The sequence below is a fragment of the Pleomorphochaeta caudata genome (assembly GCF_055395745.1).
Genome location: NZ_AP042458.1, coordinates 2,967,055 through 2,991,351 on the forward strand (window position 1 = coordinate 2,967,055; position 24,297 = coordinate 2,991,351).

19 protein-coding genes and 1 tRNA gene are annotated in these 24,297 nt (G+C 29.2%); 3 read left to right on the forward strand and 17 right to left on the reverse strand.

Features of this window, described 5'->3' with window-relative positions:
• Window positions 1-5: 5 nt before the first annotated feature.
• The 5 genes from thrH to ACZ5RS_RS13665 all read right to left on the reverse strand — a co-directional run bounded on the left by thrH (window position 6) and on the right by ACZ5RS_RS13665 (window position 3,936).
• Window positions 6-614, reverse strand: a complete 609-nt coding sequence (gene thrH, locus ACZ5RS_RS13645; RefSeq protein WP_464636358.1) for a bifunctional phosphoserine phosphatase/homoserine phosphotransferase ThrH — start codon at window positions 612-614, stop codon at window positions 6-8.
• A gap of 125 nt (window positions 615-739) precedes the next feature.
• The gene (gene nagB, locus ACZ5RS_RS13650) at window positions 740-1,549 is read right to left on the reverse strand and encodes a glucosamine-6-phosphate deaminase (protein ID WP_464636360.1); all 810 of its coding nucleotides are present in this window, start codon (window positions 1,547-1,549) and stop codon (window positions 740-742) included.
• 144 nt (window positions 1,550-1,693) lie between these two features.
• Window positions 1,694-2,773 carry a tRNA 2-thiouridine(34) synthase MnmA gene (gene mnmA / locus ACZ5RS_RS13655; RefSeq protein ID WP_464636362.1) on the reverse strand — a complete coding sequence of 360 codons (1,080 nt, stop codon included), beginning with the start codon at window positions 2,771-2,773 and terminating at the stop codon, window positions 1,694-1,696.
• Between the two features lie 12 nt (window positions 2,774-2,785).
• Window positions 2,786-3,769, reverse strand: coding sequence for a radical SAM protein (locus ACZ5RS_RS13660; protein ID WP_464636364.1), 984 nt, complete (start codon window positions 3,767-3,769; stop codon window positions 2,786-2,788).
• A gap of 93 nt (window positions 3,770-3,862) precedes the next feature.
• Window positions 3,863-3,936: transfer RNA gene (locus ACZ5RS_RS13665), tRNA-Asp, on the reverse strand.
• Between the two features lie 325 nt (window positions 3,937-4,261).
• On the opposite strand from ACZ5RS_RS13665, the gene ACZ5RS_RS13670 reads away from it, so the two are divergent.
• Window positions 4,262-5,479 (forward strand): Kelch repeat-containing protein, encoded by a 1,218-nt coding sequence (locus ACZ5RS_RS13670; RefSeq protein ID WP_464636366.1) that lies wholly within the window; start codon window positions 4,262-4,264, stop codon window positions 5,477-5,479.
• Window positions 5,480-6,457, forward strand: coding sequence for a DUF1207 domain-containing protein (locus ACZ5RS_RS13675; RefSeq protein WP_464636368.1), 978 nt, complete (start codon window positions 5,480-5,482; stop codon window positions 6,455-6,457).
• 72 nt (window positions 6,458-6,529) lie between these two features.
• Here ACZ5RS_RS13675 and ACZ5RS_RS13680 read toward each other — a convergent pair whose 3' ends face one another.
• The 12 genes from ACZ5RS_RS13680 to ACZ5RS_RS13735 form a co-directional block, all read right to left on the reverse strand.
• On the reverse strand, window positions 6,530-7,822 hold the full coding sequence (locus ACZ5RS_RS13680) for an L-cysteine desulfidase family protein (RefSeq protein WP_464636369.1): 1,293 nt from the start codon (window positions 7,820-7,822) through the stop codon (window positions 6,530-6,532).
• Window positions 7,823-8,047: 225 nt separating this feature from the next.
• Window positions 8,048-9,220 carry a mannose-6-phosphate isomerase, class I gene (gene manA, locus ACZ5RS_RS13685; RefSeq protein ID WP_464636371.1) on the reverse strand — a complete coding sequence of 391 codons (1,173 nt, stop codon included), beginning with the start codon at window positions 9,218-9,220 and terminating at the stop codon, window positions 8,048-8,050.
• A gap of 110 nt (window positions 9,221-9,330) precedes the next feature.
• On the reverse strand, window positions 9,331-10,959 hold the full coding sequence (locus ACZ5RS_RS13690; RefSeq protein WP_464636373.1) for a Na+/H+ antiporter NhaC family protein: 1,629 nt from the start codon (window positions 10,957-10,959) through the stop codon (window positions 9,331-9,333).
• Between the two features lie 190 nt (window positions 10,960-11,149).
• Entirely contained in the window at window positions 11,150-12,463 is a 1,314-nt protein-coding gene (locus tag ACZ5RS_RS13695) for a hypothetical protein (protein ID WP_464636374.1), read from the reverse strand.
• Between the two features lie 332 nt (window positions 12,464-12,795).
• Window positions 12,796-14,130: a hypothetical protein gene (locus ACZ5RS_RS13700; protein WP_464636376.1), complete on the reverse strand. Its 1,335-nt coding sequence runs from the start codon at window positions 14,128-14,130 to the stop codon at window positions 12,796-12,798.
• Window positions 14,131-14,144: 14 nt separating this feature from the next.
• Window positions 14,145-15,755 (reverse strand): hypothetical protein, encoded by a 1,611-nt coding sequence (locus ACZ5RS_RS13705; RefSeq protein WP_464636377.1) that lies wholly within the window; start codon window positions 15,753-15,755, stop codon window positions 14,145-14,147.
• Window positions 15,756-16,076: 321 nt separating this feature from the next.
• Window positions 16,077-17,999 carry an AMP-dependent synthetase/ligase gene (locus ACZ5RS_RS13710; protein ID WP_464636379.1) on the reverse strand — a complete coding sequence of 641 codons (1,923 nt, stop codon included), beginning with the start codon at window positions 17,997-17,999 and terminating at the stop codon, window positions 16,077-16,079.
• Window positions 18,000-18,121: 122 nt separating this feature from the next.
• Window positions 18,122-18,493 carry a YkvA family protein gene (locus ACZ5RS_RS13715; RefSeq protein ID WP_464636381.1) on the reverse strand — a complete coding sequence of 124 codons (372 nt, stop codon included), beginning with the start codon at window positions 18,491-18,493 and terminating at the stop codon, window positions 18,122-18,124.
• Window positions 18,494-18,513: 20 nt separating this feature from the next.
• Window positions 18,514-19,224: a GntR family transcriptional regulator gene (locus tag ACZ5RS_RS13720; protein WP_464636382.1), complete on the reverse strand. Its 711-nt coding sequence runs from the start codon at window positions 19,222-19,224 to the stop codon at window positions 18,514-18,516.
• Between the two features lie 376 nt (window positions 19,225-19,600).
• The gene (locus tag ACZ5RS_RS13725) at window positions 19,601-20,275 is read right to left on the reverse strand and encodes an MgtC/SapB family protein (RefSeq protein ID WP_464636384.1); all 675 of its coding nucleotides are present in this window, start codon (window positions 20,273-20,275) and stop codon (window positions 19,601-19,603) included.
• An 11-nt stretch (window positions 20,276-20,286) separates the two neighbouring features.
• On the reverse strand, window positions 20,287-21,012 hold the full coding sequence (locus ACZ5RS_RS13730) for an MgtC/SapB family protein (protein ID WP_464636386.1): 726 nt from the start codon (window positions 21,010-21,012) through the stop codon (window positions 20,287-20,289).
• A 231-nt stretch (window positions 21,013-21,243) separates the two neighbouring features.
• Complete coding sequence (locus tag ACZ5RS_RS13735; RefSeq protein WP_464636388.1) at window positions 21,244-23,004, reverse strand: bifunctional metallophosphatase/5'-nucleotidase; 1,761 nt, start codon at window positions 23,002-23,004, stop codon at window positions 21,244-21,246.
• Between the two features lie 202 nt (window positions 23,005-23,206).
• On the opposite strand from ACZ5RS_RS13735, the gene ACZ5RS_RS13740 reads away from it, so the two are divergent.
• On the forward strand, window positions 23,207-24,265 hold the full coding sequence (locus tag ACZ5RS_RS13740; RefSeq protein ID WP_464636390.1) for a hypothetical protein: 1,059 nt from the start codon (window positions 23,207-23,209) through the stop codon (window positions 24,263-24,265).
• Window positions 24,266-24,297 lie beyond the last annotated feature (32 nt).

Here is a 24,297-nt window from a genome sequence, read left to right on the forward strand (position 1 = left end):
ACAAATTAATTTTTACTGATGAATTTCTTTATTTCATCTAAGAAATCATCATAAGTAGTTGTTAATCTTAAGTCTTTTTCTTGTTCCAAAATTGATTCTGGAGCTCTAAATAAACAACCACCATCTGCTTTATGTATCATTGTTAAATCATTATAAGAATCTCCAGCAGCAAAAGTCTTAAAGTTAAGATTTTTAAAAGCTTCAATTGCTTTTCGCTTACCATCTTTAGCTCTTAATCTATAATCAACAATCATACCATCATTATCAACAACTAAATCATTACATAATAGAGTTGGATAACCTAATTGTTTCATCAATGGAGATGCAAACTCACTAAAAGTATCACTTAGAATTACTACTTGAGTCAAGCTTCTAAGTTCATCTAAAAATTCTTTTGCACCATCAAGTACTTTTATTTTCGATATAGTATTTTGTATATCTTGTAATTTTAGATTATGTTCTTTTAAAATATCTAATCTATATTTCATCAATTTATCATAATCTGGTTCATCTCTTGTAGTTAATTTTAACTTTTCAATTCCAGTTTCTTTACTAAATGCAATCCAGATTTCTGGAACTAATACACCTTCTAGATCAAGACAGACAATATTCATACTATTTTCCTTTAATAAATGTTTTTATTATTAATACCAATAATAAAAATTTAATTCAAGTACAAAAATTTTGCCTCTTTCTATAAAAATAAAAAAAGGCAAAAGAAAGTATTTATTTTTTCCTATTAAAACAGAGTATTAGGATCTAAATTGTCTTTTTCGATATCTTTAAAATATCTATAAGTATTTACTTTAAATTCACCACAAGCTGCTTCTTCAACTACAAATATTGCATTTTTATGTAATTGTAAAGCACTAGCTGTACAAGCTTGTGATACTGGACCTTCAACGCTTAAACTTAAAGCCTGAGCTTTGTTATGTCCATTTACTAGTATAATTACAGTTTTTGCACTTGTAATCGTTTCTACACCCACTGTCAAAGCTGTGGTTGGAACTTTTGAGATATCATTATCGAAAAATCTACTATTTGCTACTATTGTATCATAAGTTAGAGATTTTACTCTAGTTTTTGATGTCAAAGATGAAAAAGGTTCGTTAAAAGCGATATGACCATCCATTCCAATTCCACCTAAGAATAAATCAATTCCACCGTAGCTTTTTATTTTTTCTTCATAGTCTTGGCATTCTTTTGCTAAATCTGAAGCCATACCATTTAAAATATTAACATTTTCTTTTTTCACATTTACATGAGAGAAGAAATTATTCCACATAAAATAATGATAACTTTGAGGATGATTTTCGTCTAATGAAACATATTCATCCATATTGAATGTTACAACGTTCTCAAAAGATACATAACCTTCATTATATAATCTAATTAATTCTTTATAAGTTGCTAATGGTGTTGAACCAGTTGGCAATCCTAATACGAAAGGATTATCTTTTGTTGGATTAAATTCCTTTATTTGTTTTGCGATATATCTAGCTGCCCACAGTGATAAATCATTATAATCTTTTTCAATTATAACTCTCATTTAAATGCTCCTATTTTAATTATCAACTTATTTAAACATAATCTATAAAAAGTGACAATGAAAAATAACATATATTCCTAATTTTAAGTAATATAGTGTAAAAATATTTTAATATTTAATAAAAATTAACACATTCTTGCTATTTTAAATTGTTCTAGAAATGATACCACCAGCAACTACTTCATCACCATCATAAATTACTAAAGATTGGCCAAGAGTTGCAGCTTGAATTTCTTCATCAAATTCAGCTTTTAATATTTGATTTCCCTCTTTATCAACATAAGAGGTTACCAAAGCTTTACTAGGATACCCTGTACTTCTAATTTTAGCTTCTAAATGTTCATTATTAATTGAAGTTTTTGAACCCCAGACAATATTTGTAGCTTCAACTATTTTATTATATGTTGATTCTTGGTATCCAACTACAACCTCATTAGTTTTAGTATTTAATTCTAAAACATATAATGGTCTAGGAGCGGCAATCCCTAAGCCTTTTCTTTGTCCAATTGTATAATGGAACAAACCTTTATGCTTACCTAAAATCTTTCCTGATTTATCTACAATGTTTCCTTCTTTGTTTTCAACATTTAATAATTCAGTATAATCCCCATCATAAAAATCTTGGCTCTCTGTTTGTTCTTCTTCATGAAAACCTAATTCAGTATCAATTTTTCTTACTTCATCTTTTATTAATTCGCCTAGAGGAAATAAAACTTGTGATAATTGTTCTTGTGTTAATCTATATAAGAAATAACTTTGGTCTTTTTTTAAATCTTTTCCACGATATAAACAAAAACGACCATCTTTTTCAATAATTCTAGCATAATGACCTGTAGCAAATTTATCAAAAACAATACCCTGATTTCTTGCTTCATCTAACATTGCTTTAAATTTAATTTTTGAATTACACCATACACAAGGATTAGGAGTTCTACCGTTTAAATATTCATCTTTAAAATTTTGTAATACTGTATCAGTAAAATTTTTTGATAAGTCTAATAGAATACTTTCGATTTCTAATTTCTCACAAATTTCTTTCACTTTTTTTAATTCTTCATCTTTATTTGGAGCAAAGCAGTAATTGGTTTTTGAACTTCCTTGTAATTGCTCATTTCCTTTTCCAAGTAACATGGTAATTGCTTTTACATCATGCCCAGCTTCTTTAAGCAAATAAGCTGCTACAGCTGAATCAATACCACCACTCATTCCTACTAAAACTTTCATAAACTCAATTCCTTATTCTCTTTTTAAGCCTAATCCATCTATCATATTATCTATTTTTTCTAATTGTAATAACTTTCTTCCTTCAATAATTTCAAAATCATTTCTGAGGGCAAAAGGAGTTACTTCTACAAATAATTTATTTGCGCCATGTTCCATAGCATGTATATTTCCAACTGGATCAGAAAAACCTAATTTTGAATCTTGGGTTGGCTGTCCTGCTGTTATTTGTGCTTTAGGTAATAATAATCTCAAAAGAGAGATACTTCTAAGTAGTAAATCAACATTACCAAAAGGCGTATCCTTGCCCATTATAGAATTTTTTGCTGGTACATATGGAACTATTGGCACCCAATCAGCTTCTAATTCTTTTGTTAAAATAATATCTCTAACTACATCATCTAAACTTTGATTTTTTAATCCAACGATGCTACCTGTTCCTAATTTCAAACCAGCTTCTTTTACACCATATATTGCTCTAAGTCTTTCCTCAAAAACAATATCTGGATTACATTGATTAAAAACATCAGGATTTGATACTTCAAATTTAAGAGTATAAAAATCAAGGCCAGCGTCTTTTAGTTGTTTATATTCTTTATTAGTAAAAACACCCATAGCTAAATTAACTTTTATATCTTGTTTTTTAGCCTCTTCAATGTATCTTAAATAATCGTCAATTGATATTTTAGGGTTTTCTCCACCAATCAATAAAATACTTTTTAAACCAAAGTCTTTAACCATTTTTATTGAAGATTTTACATTATCATCAGAAAGAGTAAATCTCTTTATCTCTCCATTTTCTCTATTTAAACCACAATAATGGCAATTATTTACACAAACATTAGTTAAAGCTAATAGACCTTCAGTATAAACTTTTGAATCACAATCTTTTTTTAATACATCAAAAGCTTTTGTTTTGATTTCTTTATCAAAAATTTCTCTATCTATAGTTAAGTAATGTTTAATTAAATCAAATTCATTTTCTATATATTGTTCCATAATTTGCATTCTAGCCTAGATTAATAATATTTTATAGATTCTATCTCAAGAAATATAAAAAAAGCTCTCTACATAAAGTAAAGAGCTTTGACTCGAGAGCGACGGGGATCGAACCCGCGATCTTCGGCGTGACAGGCCGACGCGATAACCATCTTCGCTACACCCCCAAAAGACATTTGATAAACTATAAAAATTATCATTAATTGTCAATAGGAAAAAAGAAATTTATTTTTACCCATATATTTCTTTTTCTAATTTTTATTATACATATTCAAACTAATAAGTATAATAATTATCTTTTTACCATAAAAAACACCTTTTTTAACAAAGAGTATAACACTAAAAATTAATTCATTATATAATAAAAAATTAAATGAAAATTTGAGTTAAAAACCAGTTAGTTTTAAAGAAAAAAATTACATTAAATTTGTAATAACAAGTTTTTTATGATATATTTTTTTCAATATGCAATTTTATGGGGACTGAAAAAAAATGAAAAATAAAATCATACTTTTTCTAGTCATCACACTATTTCTTATTAGTTGTGATGGTCAGTTTATAATACCATTTGATGAATTCACATATGCAGAATATGATGGAAGTTTAGAAACTAAAGAATTAATTTCTGATGCTCCTTGGTCTAATAGAGAAGATTTTGCTAGCGTTGTTTTTAAAGATCAAATATGGGTATTAGGAGGATATAACAGATCTCAAAGAGGGGATGAAGACTGTTATAAAGAAGATATTTACAAAAGCTCTGATGGAATAAATTGGGATCTTGTTAGTGATAGTGCTCCTTGGAAAGGTAAAAGAGGAATTAGCGCTGTAGCAACAGATAAATATATTTGTATTTTTGGTGGGTTCACAGTTGATGAAAAAACAGGAGATAGAAGATACAACAATGATTTATGGTATTCAGAAGATGGAATTAAATGGGAAAAAGCTCCTACTTTAGGAGATATTAAACCTCATGCAAGAAGTGAATATGGTATGGTTTATTATGATGGTAACATTTATGTCTTTGGAGGCTTTTGCCAAATAAAAAATGAATATGAAGATGGATATAAAAATGGACCAAATTATTTTAATGATATTTGGCAATATAATATTGCAAGCACAACATGGACAAAAATAAATTCAACTATGCCAGGAAAAAGAGCCGCTTTTGGTTACTGTGTAGATGATGATGGCATTATCTACATTCAAGGTGGAACTTACTATGAAGCTCTTCAATCTAGAAGAGGTAATTTTGATCCTGATGTATATAACTGGGGAGCTTTATGGAGCTTCGATACAAAATCAATATCAACTGATACAGGCGAAATTAAATGGAATGATTTAGATAATTTACAGTTAAAAAAAGATGGGGATATTGATAATGCTAGATTAAGAGCTAGAGAATCAAAAACTAGAGAAAAACATTCACTTTCTTTTTATGATAATAAAATTTGGTTATTTGCTGGAAAAAGTAATTCAAGCTTAAGTTTCTCCCATGAATATAAAAACTATTCAACTTTTTATTATGATTTAAACTCTACAAATGAAGATAATAACTACAAATGGATTTATGACTCTGAAGGAGCTCCTATGGATCCTAGATTTGGTTATTCTACAGTCACTTTTGATGACAAAATCTTTATTCTAGGTGGGTACTCAAACAGTGGACCTCAAAATGATGTTTACTCATTAAGTAAAAAGGAGGATAATTAAATGAAGAAATCAATATTAATTTTAATAATTACAGCAATACTAATTTTACCTCTAAGTGCTGGATCTAGTGAACCTCATAACCTTGATTTACTAAATCTAAGTTTCACTACCCTTCCAGATGACTATCTTTATCCTGGGTATTTAGCAGATCCTTTAGCAGTAAATTCACAAATTACCTACAGACATTATGAAATTGATGAAATTCATCCTCAATCTGATGGAACTGAAGATCACTTCGATATTACTATTGGAACAAGATATAATTTCTTTAGGATTTCTCCAATTGATCATCCTGAATTAGGTATTGAAATGGATTGGGGTATGGCATTAACAACCTTTATGAATACTCATGGAACAGATTTACTTGGAACCGATGGTATTTATTATTTTGCTCTTGCTCTTAAAGCAAATCAATGGTCCGCATTTAGATTTACTAGGCACCATATTTGTGCTCACCAAGGAGACCAATTAGATACTAAAGCTGATGGCTCTCAATATATAGATTTTGATGATAATATTCTCACAAATGAAAGCAACTTCGTTCGTGATGATTATATGATTTCAGGCTCAGTTTATCCTCTATATTTTATAGATTCAATTCTACCCAAATTATCTAAATCATTAAGAATTTATGGAGATTTCAATTTTTATGCACCCGGTTATGACTTTTTGGGAAAGAGAATGAACGAACCATTTGATCACACCTACTTTTGGTATCAATATGGTGCTGAGTTAGTTATTCCTCTTGAAGATCATAATAAACTTGGATCTCTATTTGTTGCAGGTCAAATTAGTAGATGGCAACAAACAGCATATGCTCCAAACTATTGTCTTGAAGCGGGTATAATATTTGCTCCAGGCAAAGATGCTCAAAGATTTAAATTTGGTGCTCAAATATATGATGGACAATCATTATTGAACAACTACCAATTTAGAAGAGCTAAATTTGTAGGATTTGCATTAACTATTGAACAATAGATAAATTAGCCAGAATAGAAATATTCTGGCTAAAATAATATGAAATACTTTATAAATAAAAAGATTACAAAATTAACACTTTGCTTCTCTTTCTTTTTGCTTTTCCATCATGATTGCTAATATGGTTTTATCTGTTTGGGCCATTCCTTCATGACTAATTCTAGATAAATAATTAAAACTTTGTACGCAATCCATTCCAACAATTCCACTTTCTTGTCCTGGAGCAGAACCTTTCATTGCAAGTTTAATTGCTAAATCCGCACTTTGAACACATGAGTATATCTTAAGTGCACAAGTCATTTTAGCTCCATCACAAATTATTCCAGTAAGATTAGCTATCATAACATTAATGGCTTTATTCATTTCGTCGATTTTACCGCCAAGTAAATAAATCATACCACAAGCTGTGCCAATTGCAGCTGTAAAAGCTCCACAAAGGGCCGATAATCTATCTTTCTTGGCAGTTAGGCATAAACCTACTAATTCGCCTATACAAAGAGCTCTAGCTAATTCATCATCATCTTTTTCTAGATATTGTGCTAAGGCATATATTGGAAGTGTTATTGTAATCCCTTGATTACCACTACCACTATTAATTACTACAGGCAAAGGGCAGCCAGCCATTCTTGCATCAGAAGCACTTGCTGCTAATGTTGCTCCAAGACTTAATGCTTGATCTAAAGTTTGTGGTGGATCAACTACAGTTTCATAAGTATTTTTCCCAACAGCTAATCCATATTCTTGAGTTAGAGCTTGTCTTGCAATCGCTAAATTTGTATTAGCAGCACTAATTAATAAATCAGAAGTTTCTTTTGGCAAATCTTTTGAAAAATCAACAATTTCTTCTAAGGATACATTAGATATAAAATCGGATGAATTTGAATTTGTTGAAGAATTATTTAAAGGCTCATCAACTAAAATTTCATCATCTTTTTGCAAAAAAGAAAAATAGGAGTGATTACCACTTACAATAGCAATACTTTTATGATCTTTATTTTTTAATATTACTTTTATATACAGTGGAGGAACATCCTCAATCATACTAAGTTCAACTTTATATGTTGCAGCTAATTTTCTTTGCGTATCAGAAACATCAGATAATATTCCCAATCCATTTTCTATACTTCTACCAGCAACACCTAAAGCTACTGCAGCTTGGATTCCTTTATTTTCACAGTTTGGGATACCAACACCCATTGCATTTTTAACCATATCTCGGCTAGTTTCAACAAAAATCTGTTCAACTTTTCCATCCAATAGCTCAGCAGCTCTCGCCCCTGCTAAAGCGCTAGCGGCAGGCTCAGTACAACCCATCGCAATCACTAATTCTCTATTTAACAAATCTATAAAATTATCATTTTCCATACAGCAAATATATCACAGTTATTTTTTATTCACAAGCAGAAAAATTTAGTTTTTCTATTATTAAAACAAATATATTTAGTTTATCATAAATATATAGTATATTTTTTGGGATATATTCAAATAATAAGAAATCATTATTTATTAGCTATAAAAGAATTAAGTCAGAAATAAAAAACTAGCACAAAAATATTGTACTAGTTTTAATCAAATATAATTTAATTTTTTTTAGCAAGTAGCTACAAAAACATCACCTTTATTATCAAGTTTAAAATGAGTATTAGCTGCTATTACATATACATCACCTTTTTTAACTTGAAGTTCTTCTTTATCAATACTCATCACACTATCTTCAATAAATAAAAGCATTTCAATATTTTGAGTTTTTATATCATATTGCCCTTTAGAATAATAGGCTAAAGTAAATTCATCTGTAGGAGTTTCAATTACGCATTTATTATTATTATCATAATAGGTTTTACATAATTTAAGTCTTTGAGTTTTAACAACCATAACTTTTAAGAGTTCATCAACATCCATTTTCTTGTGTGTCAAACCACCTCTAAGAACATTATCTGATGCACTCATAAGTTCAATACCATTACCGTACACATAAGCATGTAATAGTTTAGGTTCTAGATATATAGATTCACCCTTATTTAAATGAGCGACATTTAATAATAATGGAGCAAACAAACCTCTATCTTTTGGATATTCATCTTTTACTCTGTTAATTATACCTTCTTTGGTAAAGAATTCTCCAACCTTATTTTCTTTGTCCTTAACGTTTTTTAATAACTCAGAAATTAAAGAGAGTAAAATTGCTTCATCAACAGTATAGATATATTCAAAAACTGCTTTTGCTTTATTTTCTACACCCATCAATCTTGAAGATATAAATTTAACAAAACCATTTGGAATATAAGTTTTTAAATTTGTAATAATTTCTTCATCACTTAAAAACCCACACATTGCTGTAATTGGAGATAAAGCTAAAATAACTTCAGCTTTCCTATTATCATCTTTATAATTCCATAGAGATCTTGGATTATTTTTTCTAAATTCAGTTTCATTTTCATACCCAATTTTAGCTTCTCTATAATCTGGATGGCATTGTATTGATAATGGTTTTTCTATTGCTAAAACTTTAAAAAGAAAAGGAAGTTGATCATAATACATTTTTATATGATCCGCACTAAAAAAATTAATATTTTCTTTTAAAAATGATTCTAATGTTTTATCTGTTCCATAAATTAAAGAAGGTGCTCCAGGATGGGTTCCCATCCACATCTCAGCCTTTGGTTTTCCATCACTTTTTACATTAACCAAATTAGGAATAAACTCTGTATTCCCCCAATCATATTCAACGATTTCAGGCTTAATTTTTACAAACTTTTTCATGACCCTATCCTATTCAATATTTTTATTTATAGCTTACAATATAAACAAATTATAAACAACATAGAATGAGCTTACAGTTATCTCTAATGTAAGCTCATACGATTTAAATATTAGTTATTATTAGATAAAATCTTTGGTAAGAAAATTATAGCTAAAGTAAAACAAATTAATGAACAAATCCATGCAACTACAATACTCATATTGAAAAGGCCCCCAAATACATAGCCAACAAAAACACAAGTTGCAACTGTTATTGCATATGGTAATTGAGTCCTAACATGTTCTAGGTGAGGACAACTAGCTCCAGTAGAAGATAGAATTGTTGTATCACTAATAGGAGATGCATGATCTCCAAATACTGCTCCACCCAATACTGCTCCAACACCAAATAAACAAGCATTTAATAAATGAGTTGAATCTAAGCCTTTAGCTTGTCCTAAACCAACTAAAATTGGCATTACAATTGGAATCATGATTGCAAAAGTTCCCCAAGAAGTTCCAGTTGCAAAAGATATTAATGCTGATAATGCAAATACAATCATTGGAACTAACCAAAGAGGGAAGCCTCCTCCTACAACAGTATCAGAGAGATATGCAGCTAAGCCTAATCCTCCTTCCGCTGGAGAGTATTTAATAATACCACCTATAGTCCAAGCCATTGTTAAAATAATTAAAGCAGGTACCATACTCTTAATTCCTTCAATTAAGGAGTCACTTGCACTCTTAATTGAGAAAAGGCCTCTAGCTAAGTAGAAAATATATGTTAAAACAATTGTAATAATTACTGCATAGAATAATGCCATAGAAGCATCTGTATTATTAAAAGCTTCCCCAACTGTAATTAATGCCATCGAATCATGTAAATTTAAAATTTCAACTCCATCAATACTTAATAACCATGTAGTTAAAGGAAATAATATTACAGCACTTACTATTAATACAATAATCGGGAATAACATATCAATTGGTTTTGCTTTTTTACTATTATCGTCACCATCTAATTTAATTTCACCAGGAGCAGGTCCATATTCTTCATTAAATAGTTTTCCAGTAGCTTTTGCATATTCGACACTTTTTTTCATAGCTCCAAAATCTCTTGAAGTGAAAATAATTGTTAATACCATAATTAAAGTTAGAATTGCGTACATATTGAAAGGAACACTTTTCATGAAAAATGAAAATTCACTAATATTTAATTGAGAAAACCCTTCAGAACCTTTGATTAAACTCATAACAGTAATTACCCAAGAAGAAATTGGGAATAATATACAAACAGGAGCTGCAGTTGAATCTAAAATATATGCTAACTTTGCTCTTGGGATTTTGTTTTTATCAGTAATTGGTCTCATAACTGTACCTACAGCTAAAGAATTGAAATAATCATCAATAAAAATAATAATTCCACAAACCCAAGTCATAAATAAACTAGATTTTTGAGTATGCAATTTATTAGCAGCCCAATTTCCGAAAGCTCTTGCACTTCCTGTTCTGCTTAGCATACCAACCAAACCACCTAATAATGCACAGAATAAAAAGATTCTTATATTCCAACCATCATTTAAACTCCCAGCTAACATATCTGTTAGATTAAGTATTGCAGCAAAGACATTTCCTCCTGCAACAATAATAGACCCAGATAAAATACCTAAGAATAAAGCGATAATAACATCTTTAGTAATAAATGCTAATGTTATTGTTAAAATTGGTGGGATTAGTCCCCACGCACCAAAATTATCCATTTTACACCTCTTTTTTTACACGGATAACACATTAGCAAGTTTTTGTAATAATGTATATATTTTTTAAACATAAATGTTCATAAAACTTAAGATTTGTTATTATGATAACTTTTCTAACAAAATACTGTATAATGTTTTTACACAAAAATACCCTTTAGTGAAACTAAAGAGTATTATTTTTTATCTAATGTTATTTACTTAAAATTGAAAATCTTAAACTAAACGCATCGTTTGATATTGGAGTTGTATCATTATTCCACAAATAAGAAGCATCCATATGTAGCATTAAGAAATCAATTCCAGTTCCTATACTCATATAATTGTTATTAATTCCAGCTCTAAAATCTATCATATTCAAGAATCTAAATTGAGCACCAAAACATAAAGAATCAATAAAATCTTGATTAATTAAACTATCAGCTTGATTCTCTGAACTTGGATTAAATAATAAATCATAACAATCAATACAATCTAAAGAGAATTGAGCTTTTACTAAACCTTCATTGAGTAATTTTGGTTCATATGATAGACCTAAATCTACACTCCAAGGACTCTTAGTTACAAAGCTTTCAAAATCTGAAGCACTAGAATCATCACCTAAAGAATTCTCTCCAACAAATGCGACTATGGTTTCATCATTATTTATTAAGGTTTTTAAATTAGGATAACCAGTCATATAGTAATTGCCATTAAAGTTTCTATATACTCCACTAATTGAAATCCCTGATGGCAAATTAATATTTGCACCAAGAGTAATAGGAGTTGCATATCCACTAGCAAATGGGATGCTTTCCATTAAATAATCTCCAATTGCCTCTTCATCTAGTAGATTTGCTGAATTTATATTATCCATTGAAGCAGAATATGCTCTAAACTTAAATGCTCCACTTGCTCCAAGATCAATTGATAAGACATTTTTAATTAAAGTTAAATTGAATCCTATTGCCATTGTTGCTGCAATATTGGTTTCACTAATTAAAGAAATTGTATTATCGTTTATATCATTTTTATAACTATGAACTTTCTCTTGAACTGCTAAATCTAAACCAATCATTCTTGTTTTAAAACCGACATTTGTATCAAGGGTTATAACCTGTGAAGCCCCAACTGGGATTGAACTAATAAACAAATTAGCTAAATCTAATTCTGCATTTGGATCATAATCCAATCTTTCAATTGTTTCAAAAATATTATCAACATCAAGAACTGGATTAATTAAACTATTAACATTATTTAGAGTAATTGTTAATGAAGGTATTTCTAATTTAAACCCATCTTTACTAATATTGGCAGGGTTATATAAATAGCTATCATAAAAACCGCCTAAACCTAAACCAGCCCCGCCCATAGCTAATCTATGGCTACTAGTTGGCATATAATAAGTTGTTCTAACTACTTGAGTTTTAACATCATCTTCAAATGAAAAAGTTGAATCAGTTGCAAAAATGCTATTAGAACTTACTAATAATAAAATTATAAAAAAACAAATCTTTATTTTTTTCATACTACCCTCCCAATGGTGTTTAAATTTTATAACACAAATAAACTATATATTTAACTAACATTATAATTTTACATCACATTCATAAAATAAAAACAAAAAAAGTATGAATTTTTAACTAATTAATAAGTATACTAAGTTTTTATCTAAACATAAGTAATGTAAAAAAAACTTTTTTAAAAGTTTTATAGTTATATACCTAATAAATATAATAAATTCATAATAATATTTATTTATAATGTAAAGAAATATATAAATTATATTTCAACAAAAAAAGATCGCTACAAGTCAATTTATGACTTTATAACGATCTTATTTTTATTTTTTATACTTTGTTATTTACTTAAAAATGAGAATTTTAAACTTAATGCATCTGAAGGACTTTGTCCTAATACATCACCATATTCTCTCCAATAATAAGAAGCATCTAAATGAAGAACTAATAAGTCTAGTCCTACACCAACACTCTTATATCCTTGACTAAGTCCAGCTCTTACATCAACTAAACTAAGAAGTCTCAATTGAACACCAGCATTTAAGGATGCTAATGCGTCACTTTGTAGTTGAATTGGAGTTCTTGTTTCATTAATGATATCTTCAATTATTCCATAACAATCAATGAAATCAAAAGCAAATTGAGCTTTAATTAAACCATCTAAAGGAGTTGATGGAGCAAATGCTAAACCAACATCGACAGTCCAAGGAACTTCAACAACAAACTTATCATCGGCTGTAGGAACAGTTGTATTTGTTGTATCTAGAGTATTTTCACCAATTAATGCTACAAGTGTTTCATCATTGTTGATTAAACTCTTAAGATTAGTAAATCCAACCATGTTGTAATTACCATTGAAGTTTCTACCAACACCACTTATTGTCAAACCAAGAGGTAAATTGATGTTTACACCAGCAGTAACTGGAATAGCGTATCCACTTGCAAATGGAATACTTTCCATAACAGCTGTTTCTGCACTACTACCGCTATTAATTAAACTGATAATATTAATTGCTTCATTTGCATCTAAAGCCATTGAGTATGCCTTATAATTAAATGCACCTGATGCTCCAACATCAATTGATAAAATATCTTTTATAAGTGGAATGTTAAAACCTAAAGCTACTGTTGCAGCAATATTAGTTTCACTAATTGCTGATGCAGTTGTATAGTCTCCGCCACCATTATAACTTCTAAGTTTTTGTTGAACTGCTAAGTCCAAACCTAAACTTCTTGTCTTTAATCCTATATTAGTATTAAGACTCATTATCTCCCCATATCCAAATGGGATAGATTTTAATAATAGAGTTCCTAATTTTACAGGTGCATTATCACCACCTTCTTCTAATATAGTAATAATATCGTCACTACCATCTTCAGGAATCATTAAATTATATACATTATTTACTGTTAAAGTCAGTGATGGTAATACAATCTTAAATCCATCTTTACTTAAATTTGCTGGATTATATAAGTAGCTATCGTAGAAGCCACCCAATCCTAATCCTGCACCACCCATAGCCATTCGATGACTACTAACTGGCATAAATGCAGAGGTTCTTGCAACTTGTGTAGCTGTATCTAATAGAGCAGAATCAACTGTTGCAAAGACTGGGGTAGCAATTATTAATCCAGAAACCATAATACTTAATATTACTTTTTTAAATTTATTCATAATTAACTATCCTCCTAAACTGTTGGAACAATTTCTGATTGCATTGATTCTAACATTTCTAATAAAATACTATCATTTGGATTATCAGTACCTAATGTAACTAGTAAAATTGCATTTTTGAAATACTTTCGTGCAATGGTTCTAACACCTAAGTGATCAATTGCAGTATTAATATCATTATATTCTGGTAAGTCACCAAGATCTTCAACAATTCCAGGGCTTACTATTGGAGTTGTTGTTGTAAGCTCATCAGAATTTATTAGTGCAGTGTTTTTAGATAACAATAAGTCAACAATTTGTTCTATTGTTCCATAATTTACTTCATCATCTATATCGGCTATTACAACTTCCATTACATCTTCAATGTTGGTTAATACAACTGCAATAGTGTAGTTAATTAAACCTGTTACACCACAGAATACTGCTCTATCATCAGCTCTAACTTTTGCATAAGTATATTTACCTGTTCTTGCTGCAGAAATAAAGTTACCAAATGCAACTTTCTGAGCTTTATAAGTTTTAATAGCTGCTTCAAATTTAGCTTTATCCATTGTATTTGTATCAGGGTCTACCCCTAAAATATCTCTTAAGATTAAATCAAGTGTTCCTCTAAATCCATTCAAATATTGAAGACTCTCTTCTGGTAAATAATATGTTTCATAAGTAGTACTTGGAGCTGGGTCAATACCTACTCTCGATGATACTAGTTTTGCATCACGTGATGAGAACATTGAAATTAAATTATTAATATCAATACTATTAATTAAATCAGAAGTTGATCCTTGAGCTTTTGCAACTTTAACCAAAAAGGCTGCATCACTTACGACGCCTAACAAAGCTTCTTGAACTTCTGGAGAATCTATAACGGTGGTGTCTCCAAGATCAATATCAGCAATTTCACCATCTCCAGCAATAATGTTTAAAGCATTAGTCATACTATTAACTAAGTTACTAGCTAATTGTACATTTAAAATATCAGCTTTAGTTGGATTTTCAGGAAGTCCTATTGTTAAGGCTTCTGTAATTTCACTAAAGTCTTCTTTAAACTGATCAGGTAAATTAGTAGACCCAGCGACAGTATCATTAATACTATTAACAACACTAGTTACTATAACTGCAGTATTATGTGCCGCAATTACTTGATCATCATCTGCACCAGCAGATAAGCTTTCTACAAATTCATCTTCCCCTTCACCAGATAATGCTGTTGCTACTGTTGCTTTTAGTTCTGTTTTTTGTTCTTCAGTTTGTTTTGGTAAGGTTGGGACAACAGAATCATCTACTACAACGACTTTATTACTATCTAGTAAAGCACCAACAGTTGTAAAAGCTTGAGTTTCTAAATCTGCTTGAGGTGTAACACCTTCTGGAACATCAACACTTTGAACACTATCGACCTTTACTACTGACCCTTCTACTACATCGGTTTTTGATTCCTGTACAGGTTCAGTTGCTTCTACTACAGTATTTACAGCTTCTTGAGCTTGTTCTCCAACTAGATCGATATCTAAAATGTCTTCGTACGCATTACCTTTTAAATTATCTAACAAAGTTGAAATGTCACAAGAGGAGAGTAAAAGAACTATAGATAGAAGTGCTAAAATACCAATTATTCTCTTTTTCATCTTTTTTCCTCCGTAAAATAGAGTTTTACTTATTTTACTAAATCCCCTATTTAAAAAAACATTTAATAAAATAGATTCTATTAACAAATATATTCTACAATATTAAAAGCCAAAAAACATCTAAAAGTTACGAATTCGTAATATTTTATTTCAAAAAAAGAAAATATATGCTACCTATACTTAACATATATATAGAATAATATCAAAAATGTACAAAACGACATTCTATAAATTTTTATTTATTACCCCAAAACTATTGAAAAATAAAATTATTTTAAAAAAAAACGAGCTAGAAAGCTTCTAGCCCATTTTTAAAAAATACTAAAAGAACATTTTTTCTAATATTTCTAAATTCTTTTTCCTATTTCCTTCAGTATCTGAATATAATAAATCAAGTCTATCCTTATAGAATTCAATAGTCTTATATCTTACTAATTTCATAGTGGAATTAACTAAACCATCGTCTTCACTAAAAGGCTTTTGAATAATAGCAAATCTTGCTGGATGCCACATTGATGGAATCATATTAGCTTTATCTTCATAACTCTTTAAAGTTTTATTAATTAATTCATAAGCATCTTTTACATTTTTTATAGAATTAGCTTCTAATAAAGCTTTAACATTATCTTCTTGTAAAGTTACTAAAGCAGTAGTTGAAGGTCTATGATCATTATAAACTAAAAGTTGATTAATAATATCGATATTATTGTACATAACCTCTTCAACTTCTTCTGGAGAATATTTCTCCCCTTCTTTACTAATTAATAAAGCTTTAGCACGACCAGTTACAACTAAGAATCCATCTTCATCGTAATAGCCTAAATCACCGGTGAATAACCAACCATCTCTTAAAACTTCTTTAGAGGCTTTTTCATTTTTGAAATACCCCTTCATAACGTTTTCACCTCGGATTACAATTTCACCTCTTTGATTTACTTTTGCTTCCGTTACACCATCATCTAACATTATTTTACATTCAACAGATGGAGCAACTCTACCACTAGTTCCAAATTTATAACTTGTAGGACTATTACTACTAATAATAGGAGCAGCTTCTGTTAACCCATATCCTTGATAAACAGGAGTTCCAATTGCTGCAAAGAAGTGTTGTTGTTTTGCTTCTAATAAAGCCCCGCCTCCTACACAGTATTGAATTCTATTACCAAAGACTTCTCTTAATTTCTTAAAAATCAATACATTTGCAATAAAATATGGGAAGAAAGTTTTAACTCTAATAAAACCTTTTGGTTTTGTATTACCATCACCATTTCTAATAATTCCTGCTTCAACACCATTTTGGAAAATCTTTTCAATAAGGCCACCTTTTTTGTGAATTTCTTGCCTCATTTTTTTCATAAAGCTTCCACTAATTGATGGAACTGTCATCATAAAGGTTGGATTAACTTCTTTTAAATTCTTTGGGAAATTTCTTATAATTGAAGCATTTGTTTTACCGGAATCTACAAAGTGTAATGTAATTCCTTTTAAGAAGGCTGTATAAATACCAACTGTATGAGCAAATGAATGGTCTACTGGTAAAACAATCAAAGTTTCAAAAGATGCATCAGGAAGTTTAAACAACTCTACAGCATCATGACTATTAGCCCAATAATTCAAATGAGTTAACATTATACCTTTTGGGTTCCCTGTGGTACCACTAGTATAGCAAATATTTATAACATCATTTTCATCGATTTTTTCAATTGATTTTTTTACAATATCTTTATCTTTTTCTAAAACTTTACAACCTGCATCAACTAAATCAGAATAGATAAAATAATCTTCATCTTTTTTCCAATCCATATCTTTAGCAATTTTTTCTATTCTTTCATCAGCATTGTTTAGATAAACCAAAATAACTTTATGATCAAACTCTTTATAAGCTTTTATTACTTTCTCAATAGTATTATGGGAAACACCAATAATCTTTGCTTCACTGTGATTTACTCTAAAAGCAATTTCAATTTCAGTTAATTTAATTGAAAGAGGAACGCTAATACCTCTTGCTTTAATAACACCTAGTTCTAAATTAACCCATTCACTAGAGCCTTCACTTAAAATAGCAACTTTTTCTTCTGCAGCAAATTTTCGTTTTAATAAACTGGCAGCAATACAAGAAGTTTCTTCATCAGTTTTTTTAAAAGAACATGGAATCCAAGTTCCATCAATTTTTTTTGTTGTATAAGCTCTATCTCCATATCTTTTTGCAGATTCTTCGAGCATCCTAACAATTGTTCTTTGCATAAACCCCTTCCCTTACATAAATAAAATATCTGTCAAAAATAGGATACATAACATTCTTAACAAATACAAGTAAAAAAAGATGTATTTTATTTGCGTCCTATCAATATTATATAATACAACTATTATTTTATTATTGACTTTATAATTAAAAAGAAAATTAAACACCAAAATAAAAGCACAAAAAATGCTCCCACTTTTGATACTGGAAGTTTTAAAGATTCATTTTGTTCAGCCTTTTGCCTAGCCCTATCTATAGTTTCTGAATCCACTAATTTTAACACGAGTAAAATCATCAATGGTAGAATAATCAAGTCATCTAGATATCCTAGAATTGGAATAAAATCAGGAATCAAATCAATAGGGCTTAATGCATAAGCCAAAGTAATAAAGATTAAAATTTTTACCCATTTAGATGCCGCTTCATCTAAATAAACAAAATAAATTATTTTTATTTGTTTCTTTAGGCTTCTAGCCCAATCGTTTAATTTAGACAAAACAACACCTAAAAATGTTATTAAAGTGTTTTATAGCTATCTTGCTTTACCCAAGAACTAATCGTAAATTCTAAATCACTAGAATTAATTACAGCCTTAGTATATTCACAAGGATTTCCCTCTGAATCAACAGAAACTCTTCTTAACAATGCGTGAGCAGAATTTGGCTCTAAATTAATAACTTTACAAACATTTTCACTAGGTACTATTGGTTTTATAGTTAGGCTTTCAGCATCAATCAATTTTTTCTTTACATCAGATAGAACTGATAAAATTTTCTGAGAAGTTAAATCATAATCTTTAATATCATAAACACTCAAAGAAGAACACCATGTATGGATATAAGCTTCAGGCTTACTTCCTCTGTATCGAATTCTCTTTAAAAATAAAACTTCTTCATATTCACCAATATTTAATTTTCTAGCAACTTCAGCTTCAGCTGCTACATTTTTACATTCTAGTATTTCATATGAAATGGTATCATCTTTTTCATCTGATGCAGTAATTTCTATTGCATCGCGATTACTTGATTTAACAAAAGTCCCTTTTCCTTGGATCCTTTTTACATAACCACTATATTCCAATTCTTTTAAAGCTCTGCGAATAGTAATTCTTGATACATCATACATTTCGCACAATTGTGTTTCAGAAGGTATTAACATTCCTTCATACCAGCCGCCAATTACTATTTTTTCTTTGATTGAATTATATACTACGTTATGCTTGAACATATACACCCCTTAATTAATTCAAATTAGTATAACTAGGTTACTACCATTTATAAAAAACTACAATATCAGAAACAATTATTTTTAACATTTAATATTTTTTTGTCGGAATATATTATAATGGAAAAATACTTAATTAAAATTTATAAAAACTAAAATTTGTTATACTGTTTTTGATTTTTTTAGTAATTTTGTAACTACTTTTTCATCTCATTATTTTACTAAAATAAATAAAAACTAGTTTTTTTATAAAAATAATGTAACACAATTTTGATTAATTAACTAATAGTAAATAAACTAAAAGCTAGTTATTTTATTAAAAATATACTAGCTTTTAAAAATCATATTTATTAGTTTTTACTATGTTATTGTTAGCAAATTATTGAGTTAATGTATCAACAAATTCAACATTTTCAACTGCTGCAATTTGTTCAATAGCAGTATCAATTACATTAGCATTTTTTACTTTTATAGTAACAAATGCTTTAGTAAGTTTGTTAGCTTTATTCATTTCCATATCAACTATCGTCATCTTATTATCATCTAAGATTTTAGAAATACTTTTTATAGTGCCTTTCTTTCTAAATTCCATATAGAAAATAACTCTAGTATATTTTTTAATATATTTATGTTCAAATTTTCCAAGGACTAACTCAATAAATAAAACAGCTAGTGTTGCTGCAATACCACCTTCATAATAACCAGCACCTAAGCATAAACCGATAATAGCTGTAGTCCAAAGACCTGCTGCAGTTGTTAATCCTTTTACATCTTTTCTTTTTGTAATTATAATTGTTCCAGCACCAATGAACCCCATACCAGCAACTACTTGTGCACCAAGTCTTGCTAAGTCAGTGAACATATGTAATTCTAAATATAAAAATTGGGATGTCATTGTAGTAAGGGCAGAACCTACACATATTAGAATATGGGTTCTAAATCCAGCTGGTCTACGTTTTGTTTCTCTCTCAAGCCCAATAAGACCACCTAAAAACATTGCTAAAAGTAATCTCACTAGAATCGATACTAAATTAAATTGTCTTAAATATTCCATCTATCTTGCCCCTATATTTCTTCTACATTACATATTTCATCAAATTCAGAAAGTGCCATTATTACCTCTGAATGCTTTATGTTTTTCTTGCTAAGTTGCATATAAAAATTAGCACCTATTAATGTTTTTGGATCGTCAAAATTGTTTACAATATCCATCTCAAAAATAGAAATATCTAATGATTTAATTAATTCGATTACATGCTTCAAAGATTTAATTGATCTAAACTCTACATATACGTTCATATTTTTTGATTTCAATAAAATGGAATCTTCTATTAAAGGAAGAACTAACAAACAGATTAATAAAATAATAAAGCCTATTATTGCTCCTTCATAGAAGCCAGCACCTAAAGCCAATCCCATACATCCTGATGCCCATAACCCAGCAGCAGTTGTCATTCCTTTAATTTTTTGACTACCTGATAATATAATGGAACCAGCACCTAAAAAACCAATACCATTAATTACTTGTGCTCCATAACGACTTAAATCAAGACCTATCCCATTTTGCTGATATGCATCATACCATATTGTATTAATCATAACAGATTCAAATTGAGCTAAAGTCATTGTTAATACTGCCCCAATGCTAACAAGCATATAGGTTCTAATTCCTGCTGGTCTTTGTTTGATGTTTCTAGAAAAACCTAAGAATCCACTAAAAATGATACCTAAAAATAGACGAACACATAGCGATAATAAGTTTAATTCTCTCAATGATCCTAAATCTAACATTGAACCCTCTCTTTTTTGTTATCAAAAAATTATACATCACAATTTTGATAAAAGAAAGTATTCATTTTTTTCATTAGTGAAAGAATTTTGATAAAATCATTAAAAACCTATATTCTTACTATAAATATAGTTATTAAAAAATAAGTTATATAAAATAAATAAAAAATCCCCATATATCGAAAATTTCCAACATATGGGGAAGATAAAAACTTTTAATTTATAAGTCTACTTTTAATAATTTGATAAATCTGCTTTTGTTAAACTCTTATTATATGGAGTTTCTATTGTTCCATTATTAACTAATTCACAAGCTTTTGCTCTCAAATCAACATCCCAACTATAACCAGTTAATTTCCAGTTATTATCTACTTCAGGAGAAATTGTACCTTTTTCTTCTAAGTATCTAACTAGCATATCTCTAATTGAATTAGAGCTTTCCCAATTTCTCTTTCCAGAGATAATCTTTGCTGCTTTCAAACCAGAATATCTATAGTTATTAACACCTAAAATTAATTTTTGATTTGGATCTAGAGGTTTACCTTTAAAGGTAACATTTTCAATTCGACTTCCGATTGGTTTTGATACATTAACTTCGTAATTTACACCAGCAAACATATCATAAAGATAACCAGGATATTCTTTGTTAAAAGAAATATTCAAATCACCAGGTTGGAAAGTATTTAGGCCTCTAACCGCCCATTCCATATATTCTTTTAATTCAGCACCAGTTATTTCAACAGTATATAAGGTATTATCATATTTATAGATATCAAAAATATTACCATAGTTTAAATCACCTTTTGGTAAATCACTTGTATCCTTAAATAATGCAGCTGTTACTACATCAGCATTACTATTTAATAATTCAACTTTGTTAATTAAGTCTATAACTGCAGTATCTTTTAATTTTCCTTCAGGAATGCCTTTCATTTCATTAACAGGTTGGAAAGTTTCACTTGCAACACCTAAGGCTACACTTTGAACTTCACCATTTTCATCCTTTACCCCGCCTTTTATGAAATCACGAGTTGCTTGATGAGCTTGTGCAACAATTGGAAGTTCTCTGATTTCTTTAGATGGTTCATAAGAAGACATATCGACCAATTGAGTTTCAACACCTGTTACTTCATTATTTGCATTTATAGAAATATCAAATCTTGCAACACTTGCTGCATTTTTAGCACATTCTAGAATTTTAACTCCATTAACTTCTGATTGGACATTACTATGGAAGTGACCTAACATTAAAAGATCTAATTCAGGACATTCTTCTGCAATTTTATTTCCTGCATCACCTTCAAAATCTTGATCAAATTCTGCTGTTTCACCTAAGTGAGCTACACAAATTAAAACATCACATTTATCTTTGATTTCATCAATTACAGCTCTACAGGTATCTGCACCACTAGAGAATTTTAGTGCTGCAACTTTATCACCATCCCAAGTTGGAGCATTAGGATTAGTAATTCCAATAATACCAATCTTTGTACCATTTCTTTCAATAATAGTGTAAGCATTTGCTAAAGGAGTACCATCTAAATAACTAACATTTGCTGCAAGAATAGGGAAATTTGCTTGAGCAATAATTCTATTAATTAGTCCTATTCCAAAGTTATATTCATGGTTTCCTAAAGTCATTGAATCATATCCCATATAATTCATAGCTTGAATAACAGGATGTGGTCCATCTTGTTTATTGTAAATGTCATCAGTTAAAATATTCCCTTGGATAGTGTCTCCATTATCAACTAAAATAACATTATTAGGATTTTCTTTTCTTACTTCTTTAATATAAGTGTAAGCTCTTGCCATACCTGTATTTGTAGTTTCTTTATCGTTTTCATAAGAAAATCCCCAAATATCAGAATGGATGTCAGTAGTAGCTAAAACAGTAATTGTTTTAGCTTTAGCTTCTTGCATTTCAGAATAACCTTCAGCAAATAAGGCAGTACTACATAATACAAGAATCAAAATTGAAACAATTTTTTTCATAATTTTCCCTCCCAAAATTATTAATTGATTATTTATATTATAGCACATTAATTAATTTATAAGTATCTTTCATTAAAAATTAACAATTTTCTTTAAAAGCAAAAATTGAACAATTTTTAATTTAAAAAAAACATTTTAATCATTATTTTTCTTATAAATTTCAAAAGAGCATGTTAGAATAAAAGCAGAGAAAGGACATTATATGAGAAAAAAAATTTTTATTGTAGTTTTATTATTTGTTTTAAGTTATCCATTATTTGCAAATAATGATGTTTCATTATACATTGATGGATTAGAATCAATGGTTCAAGAAGATTCAGGAAAAGCTAAAGCCTCTTTTAATACTTTAGTTAACCAGTTTCCAAATTCACAATATCATCTAAAAGCTAGTGATTATCTTTATAAACTAAACAACAAAGTAGATAATTCAGGGATTGTACCTTTCTACTTAAATAATCTTGCAACACTTTCCTACACTTCCTTTTTGTTACTAGATATTTTTAATGTTGATCAAAATTCTATTACAATGGGCTTATCTGGTCTTGCTGGGGTTGGCTTAGGAATTGGAAATGCTTATCTATTATCAAAAGACCAACCTATTTCATCAGAATTCTATTCAAGGATTATGTCTAATCAAGCTGTATCTATGGGTAACTTTTTATACTTACAAGGTCTTGCCTATGAATATGATATATTTAATGGCAATACAGATTTAGAAGAAAAAGTTCTATTATCTTCCCAATTAGCAACATTAAATGGTTCATTGTTACTATCCTATTATGGATTAAAGGATAAAGAATTACAAAAAGGTAAAGGCTGGTTTGGTCTACAGACCTATGCTTGGGCAAACTACTATTATTGGTTAAGTACCTTTATTTTTGAAAGTACTAGTTTGAAAAATACTTTAGCATTAGGCTTAGGAGTTACCGATGTTGCTTATTTAGGTTCTCTTCTACTTTGGGATCAAATTAAATGGTCTTCATCTAGAAGTGGTTTAGTTTCCGTTGGTGGCTTAGGCGGTGCATTAGTTGGATATTTTGCTACTTTACTTCTTGATGGAATGAATTTAGATACCAAGACAAATATATCAATAGTTTTGGGTTCCTCATTAGCTGGAAAAATATTTACCACTTATCTAACTAGAAATTTAGATTCAAATAGTACTAATGGGGAAAAGATAGCTTTGAGTGATAAGATTATGCCATATCCAATTATAAACGGTAATAATGAATTTGGAATTGGATTTAATTGCGTTATCTAATCTAATATAGAACTAAAATAATTTTATAATAT